The sequence below is a fragment of the Dapis hubbardiae BLCC-M172 genome, from assembly GCF_050016015.1.
Lineage (GTDB): Bacteria > Cyanobacteriota > Cyanobacteriia > Cyanobacteriales > Microcoleaceae > Trichodesmium.
The window spans coordinates 6,215-14,795 of the sequence record NZ_JBNHEQ010000151.1 but is presented as its reverse complement, the minus strand read 5'-3'; the positions used below and the strand labels follow the sequence as shown (position 1 = coordinate 14,795).

The window sequence follows — 8,581 nt, the reverse complement described above, 5'->3', positions numbered from 1 at the left end:
CTGGAGAATAAGACCTTTGTTGCTCTCTAATACGTTGTTGGTATTCACGCTGTCTCCTAGCTTCTTCAGCTTGTTGTGCTGCCCATATTGCATCTCGTTCAGACGACCAACGAGATATAGCATCTTGAGCTTCATAATACAGAGCGCGCCCATAGCCAATTTGATAAGCTGTGTTAATAGCAGCAGTCAGACTACCTTGTTTGGCCAGGCTATAGGCTTCGTTAAGAATTGGCCGATCTTGGGCAATTTGTAACTCTGTATTCCATTTATAAATTTCATCCTGAGCTTCGTCATACAAAGCACGACCTTTTTCTATCTGGTATGCAACATCAATAGCTTGGCCAAGTTTTCCTTCTTTGGCTAAAGCTCTAGCTTCTGCTAATAATGGCGAATCTTCAATAATTTGTACTCGTTTATTCCACTCAGCTATTAGGGTTTGAGCTTCTATTCTCAGTGGACGCTCCAAAGCAACATAACTAGCTTGTTTAATCGCCATATTATAGCTATCAACTGTCTCTTGTTTAGCTAATTGTTTAGCTAAAGCCACATAAGGTCGGTCTTCTATTTTGAGTAGATCTTTGCGCCATTTAGCAATCAAGGTTTGAGCCTGAATTCGCTTTGGTTGTTTCTGGCCAACCATTTGCGCTTGGTTTATGGCCAGTTGTAATGTTGCTGGTTGACCAACACTGGCGATCGCGTTGGCTAGCTGAATATGAGTTAAATTGTCTAATTGTTGTTGGAGTTGCTTAATTTGAGTTTGAGCTTGTTGATAGTATGGACTATCAGAAGTAATCTGATCTGCTGCTGCTTTTCCTTCCATCAAAGCTACCATATTTGCAATTTGAGACCCTCCCATAGACTTATTCCAAGTTGCTGCTTGAGCATGACCTAGTAATATTAAGTCTTCAGCTTCTTTTTTCAGTTTATGTCCTGAAGGAATATATTCAATAGCTCTTATTGCCCCTTTTAAATCTTGTGCTTCTATACGTTCGGTAGCAATTTTGATTAAACTACGACCCCACTTTTGCATATCTTTATCAGCTTTTTCTCGAATGTAGAGATTAGGGTCTATTTTGTTAGCTAAAGCGATCGCTTCTCCATACTCATCTACTGTTTCTCTATATATCAAATAACGAGCATCTTTAAGAATTTGCCAAGCTTTTTTTTCTAATACAATGCGCTCTAATAATTCTCTATATTTAGTAGTTTGCCAGTGAACATTATCTAACTTTGACATAGCTAGAGAGTAATTAGAAGCTTTATTCCAACTCATAGCCTTTATAGCTTCTGTAGCTTTATCATAGAAAGATTGACCTTCTGCCCATTGTTTCTTCCAATCTGCTACTGCTTCTTCTACTCTGCTGTAAACTGGACTATCCTTGGGAATTTTAGCTACTGTATCTAGAGCGCCCTGTAAATCACCCTCTCTAATCTTTTGATTAGCCACAGAGATAATTAACTTTGTCCATTCTCCTGTCATTTGTTGACCTAGTTGATAGAGGGGGTGTTCTTCTGGCCAACTTTCTACTAAAGTTAAGGCTTTTTCCAACTCTTCTAGGTTTCGTGACTCAGCAGCTTTGTTGGCACAGTAAAGTCGCTTTCCATCTGCTGATAATGCAGAAATTTGTTCACAGTTAGGTTGGGGAGGGTTAACCAATAACCACATAAGTGCTGCACCACCTGTAATTCCAAAGCTAGCTGCAATGCTCCACCAAATTAGTTGCCATCCCCAATAATTTTTCTGGCCTTTTTTTGGTTGAGTTTCTGTTGATTTTTGGAAATTTTTTTCTGGTTCAACTTCTGAGCTATTGTTTTCCTCTTGCTCTAAAGGTTGTGAGGTAGTATTTACTATTTCTGTTTTGACTACGGAACTACTACTGTAACCGTTTGCTCCATTTATAGAGGTTTTATTGGAACTTACCTCCAAGTTTTTTGGTTGTGAATTTTCTAATGACATAACAAAATTTACTCTGCTAATGGTAATAATTTTTCAGTAAGTGAGGATAATTTCCTGAACTAATTTTTTTGCGTTTTCCATCACCCAGAATGTTTTTAATACCTCCGAAGGAAAATTTCAACTTGGGTTTTTGCTCAAGCATGACGAGGGAGGTTTAGATATTAAGGATTTGCTAGTTTAAGTTAAAACTATCTACTATAGCAAATTTACCTATATTTTATAAAGTCATTTTTTTGACTATTGAATAATCTTAAAAGAATTCAGTTAAATTTTTTTCAGCCAAAACTATCGGGATTTTTTTTGTTCTACTATGGTAGATGTTTATTATAAATTATGCTTAATTGTGTAACTGATGAGATTTATAGATAATCCTGTTATACTATTTGGTAAAAAAACTATTTATCTCTAATTTTTTACCGTTATTGTACCGAATATTGGCATAACTGACCATAAAATTCTATATGATAGTCAGTAATTTTGATTAGGTGTTTGTGTTTCAATTTTCTCCAGCAAATCTGAGAGTAATTGTACATAAACATCCATAATTTGTCTTTGATATAAGCAGTTTATATGAAAGTGGGGGTCATTTCAGTTATCCTCCTGCGGACGAACTACGTTTTTTCGTATAGGGAATGATCCGCATTTCCTGACGGAATGCTCCGCTTTCCATGTCGGCGACAGCCGAAAACAGTAGCTCTAGCTGAAACCGTAGCCAAGAAAATCCGAAATTTCCTTTTTTATCTCCTTTCCAGGGGGAGGCTATTAACCTTATTTCTTGGTAACTTAGTATTGCCATATAAGTTACCATTAGCAGGTTCAATAAATTCAATAATTCATAATAAAGGTTCTAGGGATAATACTCTCTAACTTAATACCAATTCACCCTAAAGATGTATTTTCAGTTATTAGTTATCAGTTGTCACAAATAGTTTGAAATTACTGTAGCGTCAAAGTTTTCCATCCATAAAATATTATCAAATTTTTGTTTTTAAATTTTAAATTTTGAATTCTGTGAAAAGGTACTAAGTTGCTTACTAATCCAATATTCTTAAAATAGAAAGAAATTTATCAAACACGATTGGGTAATTTACCCCGTCTTTTAAGGGAAAATGTTTTGGGAGGGTTGCTCAAACATACCCGCTACAAAAACAACTTCTGACTTCTGACTTCGTTAAAATTATCTATAGCTAGAATGACAATTACGATCGCCCTCAATACCGAACATATCCATAACTTAGATTTATCCCCGGCTGAAAGTGTAATTTCTCCAATACTAAATGAAGGAGCGATCGCCTCTTCTGAACAGCAGCTAAATTTTGCCATTAATTATCAACAAGACCCCCAAGATCCAAGGGAACTTTCAGAAATTCCAGAAGTGCGTTTATGGTTTATCCGTTTAGATAGTCGTTATCCCTGGCTGCCATTTTTGCTCAACTGGAAGGATGGAGAGCTGTCTCGTTATACTGCAATGCTTGTACCCCACCAATTTCATCGGAGTGAAGGTATCCAATATAATCCAGAAGCATTAGAAATATTTCTGATGCACAAAATTTTTGTTTTGAGAGACTGGTTAAATAAACAAAATATTTCTAGTAAATCCAGATTAATGTCTATGTCTCAAATGTTGGGGTATGATTTGACAGAGGAATTTTTAGAATTTAGAATTTAGAATTTAGAATTTACACAGAGACAAAATATATAGCGTTCAAAACTATAACGTTATAGTTTTTTAACTCTATATATAGTAGATTTGCTTAAGTCCTGTAAATTTTTGTAGTAAAAAAAAATAGAGAAACCGAGTTTATATGAAATGCCTAATCATAGTAACATCTATCTCCCATAAACCCGGTTTCTGATGTAGAGGCGACTCGCGTTGTGGCTTTTGCCGACGTGAATGGACTAGCATTTCGCAGGAAATAGCCCTTTTAAAGCAGGCAGATTTAATATATGAGGGAATAGGGAGTAGAGAAAAGAATTTTTAGAATTTAGAATTTACCCAGAGACAAGATATATAGTGTTCAAAACTATAACGTTATAGTTTTTTAACTCTATATATAGTAGATTTGCTTAAGTCCTGTAAATTTTTGTAGTAAAAAAAAATAGAGAAACCGAGTTTATATGAAATGCCTAATTATAGTAACATCTACCTTCCATAAACCCGGTTTCTGATGTAGAGGCGATTCGCGTTTGCGCAGCATTCCGCAGGAAATCGCCTCTCCAAAGCAAGCAGATTTAATATATGAGGGAATAGGGACTAGAGAATATTTCTCCTTATTACTGAGAACTTGCTGATTAAATCTCAAACTATTAACAATAGAGGTTTTAGGCTTTTTGGGGCATTGAAAAAGTTCAGGGGTTTTAAGTTTAAAACGCTCAAAAAGTTAGGATTTTTGGCAATAGTTGGGCAAAAAAAATTACTCCGCTACTCCCCTACTCCCCTACTCCCCTACTCTCTAGTTCAACTTTCTCCACCCCAAATTTTCTGTAAGACTTCCTGGGGTGAAATATCTGCCATTTTCCCAGTAGGAGATTTAATCGCAACTACCCGATCGCTCTTAGGTAATAATTTTTCTGGTTCAGTTGGACCAAACAGAGCAATAGTATATGTCCCAACAGCAACTGCTAAGTGCATTGGGGCACTATCAGTACATATCATTAAATTAGCTCCAGCAATCATAGCAGCTAATTTACCTACATCTCTAGGAGTAACTACTTTTATATCTGGAGAAGATTCTTTAATTTGATTAACCCATGGTGCATCTTCAGGGCCTTTTACGATTACTACTGGTAAGTTAGGTTGTTTCTGTTGCAGTTCTGAAATAATCTCCTGCCAGTAATTAGTAGGATAAATTTTATCAATACCTTTAACCTGAGCTAGTTGACTAGAACCACCATGAATCAGAATATAGCCACTTTCTGCAACTTCTAATCTTTGCTGTTCAGCTTCGGCCTCATCAATATCTGTTTTGGGGACATTAATTGATATTCCCTTGAAAGGGGTGGTAATGTCCATCCCCTGCAACAAGTCATGGTACATCTGAGCAGCATATTGTTCAGTTTTTAGGGGTATAGGGTCAGAGAGAAATATTGCCCCATTACCTGCATAACCCACCCGTTTAGGAATTCCTGTTAACCATAACAATAGGCCAACTGTCCAACGTTGTCCCAGGGAAATTACCGCTTCATATTCGCGATCGCGCATAATACCCAACAAATTTCCCCAGTCGGCAAGACTATTGGCATCTTTAAAGTCGTAGGTTAGGACATCCCGGACGGACTTGGAAACTCGGTATGCACCCTTAGAACGAGGTTCTACAATTACGTCAATTTGAGATTCTGGATAGGATTGTTTAAGGTCATCCAGAGTAGGAAAGAATAAAATTTGGTCGCCTATTCCACCAGGGACAAGGGCAAGTATTCTCATGTTTAAGGAATTAAAGTTAATTATCAGTTCAATTTTAAGTAGAGTATATAGCTAGATTTAATTATTTATAGGAAAGCTTTAACACAAAATGTATTTATTAATTCCTGCTGCTGGTATGGGGCGACGGATGGGAAGTTCTCGAAATAAGCTTTTGTTGACTCTTTTGGGTAAGTCTTTATTGAGTTGGACTCTTGAAGCTGCTGTAAAATCTCATCATATTATTTGGATTGGTATTATTGGACAAACTGTTGATTTTCCAGATTTTCAAAAAAGTATTTCGGATTTGTCTACTGACAAGAATATAGAGTTAATTGAGGGAGGGGAAACTCGTCAGGAGTCTGTTTATAAAGGTTTACAGGCTTTGCCATCGGCAGCGGAACAAGTATTAATTCACGATGGGGCGAGGTGTTTGGCGACTCCTGAACTTTTGGATAGATGTGCGGAGGAGATTCTGAAGTGTCCTGGTTTAATTGCTGCTGTGAGAGTTAAGGACACAATTAAGGTGGTCGATCCATCTGGTTTAATTCAGGATACACCAGACCGTCGCAATTTGTGGGCTGCTCAGACACCCCAGGGGTTTGAGGTGAATTTGTTGAAGGAATGCCATGAGAAGGGGCGTGAGTTAGGTTGGGAGGTTACTGATGATGCTGCTTTATTTGAAAAATGTGATTTACCTGTGAAAATTGTGGAGGGAGAGGAGACTAATTTAAAGGTGACAACTCCTGTGGATTTAAAAGTAGCAGAATTTATTTTGATGGAAGCATTCAAAAATTAATTATTAATTATTAATTATTAATTCTTAATTATTAATTATTAATTATTAATTATTAATTATTACCTCTTCTTATAATTCTTATAAAGAAGAGGATTGCCTAAAAGGAATTTTTTCTCTTCTCTTATACCAATTCTCATGCATTAATGCTATACTTGAGTGACACTTCAGTTATCAAGTAATTAACACAGATAAAATAAATTATTACCTAATTATTAGTCAGTTAATGTTCATTATTCTTCTGTGTACGGACGCCCTTATGCAACGTCCCTACCCCCCACCTCCCACACTCCCGTACGGACGGCCTTATGCAACGTCCCTACCCAAACCTAATCAAATATAGCAAGGTTTTTGAGAAATGGTATTAGTCGATTGGATTATGGCTAGGTTTACTCAGCATCTCATCCTACGGACTGCTCCACATTTCCTGACGGAATGCTACGCAAACATGTCGCGCAGCAAAACGACCGCTTTTATCCATGAATGGACAGGCTTTATACCTGAATTTTTCAGTAAAGAAGTAGGAAATAGAGAGTGGGAAGTAGGGAAAAGATTTTGGTCTGGCAATACAGGAAAGCTTAGATGTGAGGTACAAAATTCTAGGTTTTAGGGAACACTTAACTGGGAATAGGTATGGAGGGAATAGGGAATAAAAAAGAAATTAAAGAGCTTGTGTACCTCATAAGCTTGAGAAACGCTATAAATGGTAATTTAGAACCAATGAATGATTACCTCAAAGATATTTTTAAATTAATAGAAGTTTATCAACAAGAATATCCTAATCCTGTCGGAAAAGTTCAAAATGAAATAGATGAAATTGAATTAGATTATCTCCGTGGAGATATACAAAAGTTGATTTATTCTATGTAATAAGGGGCAACTCGTCTCCAGGAAATTAGTAGAAGTTTAACAACTTTTTCTAGGGATGATTTGAATAATAAAATTGCTTATCATATTCATCAAGGATTAGAAAGCACAATAATGATTCTTAAACATCGCCTTAAAGCAAATTCAGATAGACCTGAAATAAAAATTATTAAAGAATATAATCAAATCCCTACAATAGAATGCTATCCCGGACAACTTAATCAAGTATTTATGAATCTACTTGCTAATGCAATTGATGCTTTAAAAGAAAGTCCTTGATTACTTTCTTTTGAAGAGATTGCTCAAAAAAATAATTTAATTCAAATTACGACAGAAGCGAATGAGAATAATATAATTATCAAAATTGCCGATAATGGAATTGGAATATCTCAAGAAAATTTAGAACGAATATTTGACTATTTATTCACGACTAAACCAGTTGGAAAAGGTAGGGGTTTAGGTTTATCTATTTGTCGGCAAATTATTGAAGATAAACATCATGGAAAATTACTCTGTCATTCAGAGATAGGGAAAGGAAGTACATTGATAATCGAAATACCCAATTAATCAATCATGGGACTTTTGCTATACTTAACCATTGGAAAATTCTCCAGATACAAGGATAATAAATTGTTCAGGAATTCCTCAATTTATAAGCAGGCAATAGGGAATTATACCAAGAGATGGCAAAAAAATTTTTTGTAAGTTTTTCAGGGATGAAGTCTAGATTAATTGTGAACTCTACAAATTTTACATATAGAATTATAATTTTTATTCGGTGAAAATAATAACTATATTTCTACTATTGTAACTGACAGCTGAATGCTGACTACAAAAGAGGTTAAAGTTTCCAAGATTGATGACAAGTCCAAGAGTTATTGGGATGGCGTTCATATAATCTTAATTCCCATGATACTTCTGCTTGAGGATTGATAATTTTTTTTGCTATTTTGGCGAGAATTTGTTGTTGTTCTAATGGGAATTTGTAGGCTAAACTGAGATGTAAATTATTTTTGAGGCGTAACTGATTAGTACGAGTTGGTGAGTTAGCAATATTAGCAAAGTTAGCTATAAGTTTTTCTATCCAAATTGATTCTATTTTGAGATAATGAAAATCTGCTTTTAACTCCATATCGACAACAATAATGGGTTGACTTGGGCGGGTTGGTAAACCATTTTTGAAAGCATTCTCTAAAGCTTGAATATAAATTGGAACGGCAGTTAATTGATCCTGAAAAAAACCTGTCAAGGTACAGTGAGGCATATATTTATGAGCAGCATTTTCACCACATTCTGTACAAGTAGTAGTGAAATATTTCTCTAGTTGATTATTAAGTTGACCGACTGGACAAGCGTATACAATAAATTCTCTTAGCATTTAATTATTGGTTTATAGATTTGAGGATTTATTCTAGGTTTAATTTATGTTATATTCTGAGAATAAGGAAGAATAAAGAAGGAATAAGGAAGAAGGAATAAGGTGAAAATTGATTTAATCTCAAATACATAACTTCTCTGTTTAGAGGGAACTTTATGTGAAGAAAAATCTTGATCAAGTCTA

The 8,581-nt window shown here is 35.5% G+C and carries 8 protein-coding genes; 5 read left to right on the top strand and 3 right to left on the bottom strand.

Features of this window, described 5'->3' with window-relative positions:
• Positions 1–1,957 (bottom strand): hypothetical protein (locus tag ACP6PK_RS13255; RefSeq protein WP_426560007.1); only part of this gene is annotated, 1,957 nt, incomplete at its 3' end.
• 1,192 nt (positions 1,958–3,149) lie between these two features.
• Between ACP6PK_RS13255 and ACP6PK_RS13250 the strand changes: the two genes are divergently transcribed.
• On the top strand, positions 3,150–3,626 hold the full coding sequence (locus tag ACP6PK_RS13250; RefSeq protein WP_094672767.1) for a CRR6 family NdhI maturation factor: 477 nt from the start codon (positions 3,150–3,152) through the stop codon (positions 3,624–3,626).
• Positions 3,627–4,415: 789 nt separating this feature from the next.
• Here the strand turns inward: ACP6PK_RS13250 and ACP6PK_RS13245 are convergent.
• Positions 4,416–5,381 (bottom strand): glycosyltransferase family 9 protein, encoded by a 966-nt coding sequence (locus ACP6PK_RS13245; RefSeq protein WP_426560006.1) that lies wholly within the window; start codon positions 5,379–5,381, stop codon positions 4,416–4,418.
• Between the two features lie 88 nt (positions 5,382–5,469).
• Between ACP6PK_RS13245 and ispD the strand changes: the two genes are divergently transcribed.
• The 4 genes from ispD (at position 5,470) to ACP6PK_RS13225 (ending at position 7,587) form a co-directional block, all read left to right on the top strand.
• A complete protein-coding gene (gene ispD, locus ACP6PK_RS13240) occupies positions 5,470–6,156 on the top strand; it encodes a 2-C-methyl-D-erythritol 4-phosphate cytidylyltransferase (protein ID WP_426560005.1) in 687 nt (228 codons plus the stop codon).
• A gap of 717 nt (positions 6,157–6,873) precedes the next feature.
• A complete protein-coding gene (locus tag ACP6PK_RS13235; RefSeq protein ID WP_426560004.1) occupies positions 6,874–7,023 on the top strand; it encodes a hypothetical protein in 150 nt (49 codons plus the stop codon).
• A gap of 60 nt (positions 7,024–7,083) precedes the next feature.
• Positions 7,084–7,299 carry a hypothetical protein gene (locus ACP6PK_RS13230; RefSeq protein WP_426560003.1) on the top strand — a complete coding sequence of 72 codons (216 nt, stop codon included), beginning with the start codon at positions 7,084–7,086 and terminating at the stop codon, positions 7,297–7,299.
• An 18-nt stretch (positions 7,300–7,317) separates the two neighbouring features.
• Positions 7,318–7,587 carry a sensor histidine kinase gene (locus tag ACP6PK_RS13225; RefSeq protein WP_426560013.1) on the top strand — a complete coding sequence of 90 codons (270 nt, stop codon included), beginning with the start codon at positions 7,318–7,320 and terminating at the stop codon, positions 7,585–7,587.
• A 274-nt stretch (positions 7,588–7,861) separates the two neighbouring features.
• On the opposite strand, the gene ACP6PK_RS13220 is transcribed toward ACP6PK_RS13225, so the two are convergent.
• Positions 7,862–8,398: a hypothetical protein gene (locus tag ACP6PK_RS13220; protein ID WP_426560002.1), complete on the bottom strand. Its 537-nt coding sequence runs from the start codon at positions 8,396–8,398 to the stop codon at positions 7,862–7,864.
• Positions 8,399–8,581 lie beyond the last annotated feature (183 nt).

Excerpts from the sequence above, each read along its gene's own strand:
- ACP6PK_RS13250 (WP_094672767.1), top strand. The coding sequence starts at position 3,150 with ATGACAATTACGATCGCCCTCAATACCGAACATATCCATAACTTAGAT.
- ACP6PK_RS13245 (WP_426560006.1), bottom strand. The coding sequence starts at position 5,381 with ATGAGAATACTTGCCCTTGTCCCTGGTGGAATAGGCGACCAAATTTTA.
- ispD (WP_426560005.1), top strand. The coding sequence starts at position 5,470 with ATGTATTTATTAATTCCTGCTGCTGGTATGGGGCGACGGATGGGAAGT.
- ACP6PK_RS13235 (WP_426560004.1), top strand. The coding sequence starts at position 6,874 with ATGAATGATTACCTCAAAGATATTTTTAAATTAATAGAAGTTTATCAA.
- ACP6PK_RS13220 (WP_426560002.1), bottom strand. The coding sequence starts at position 8,398 with ATGCTAAGAGAATTTATTGTATACGCTTGTCCAGTCGGTCAACTTAAT.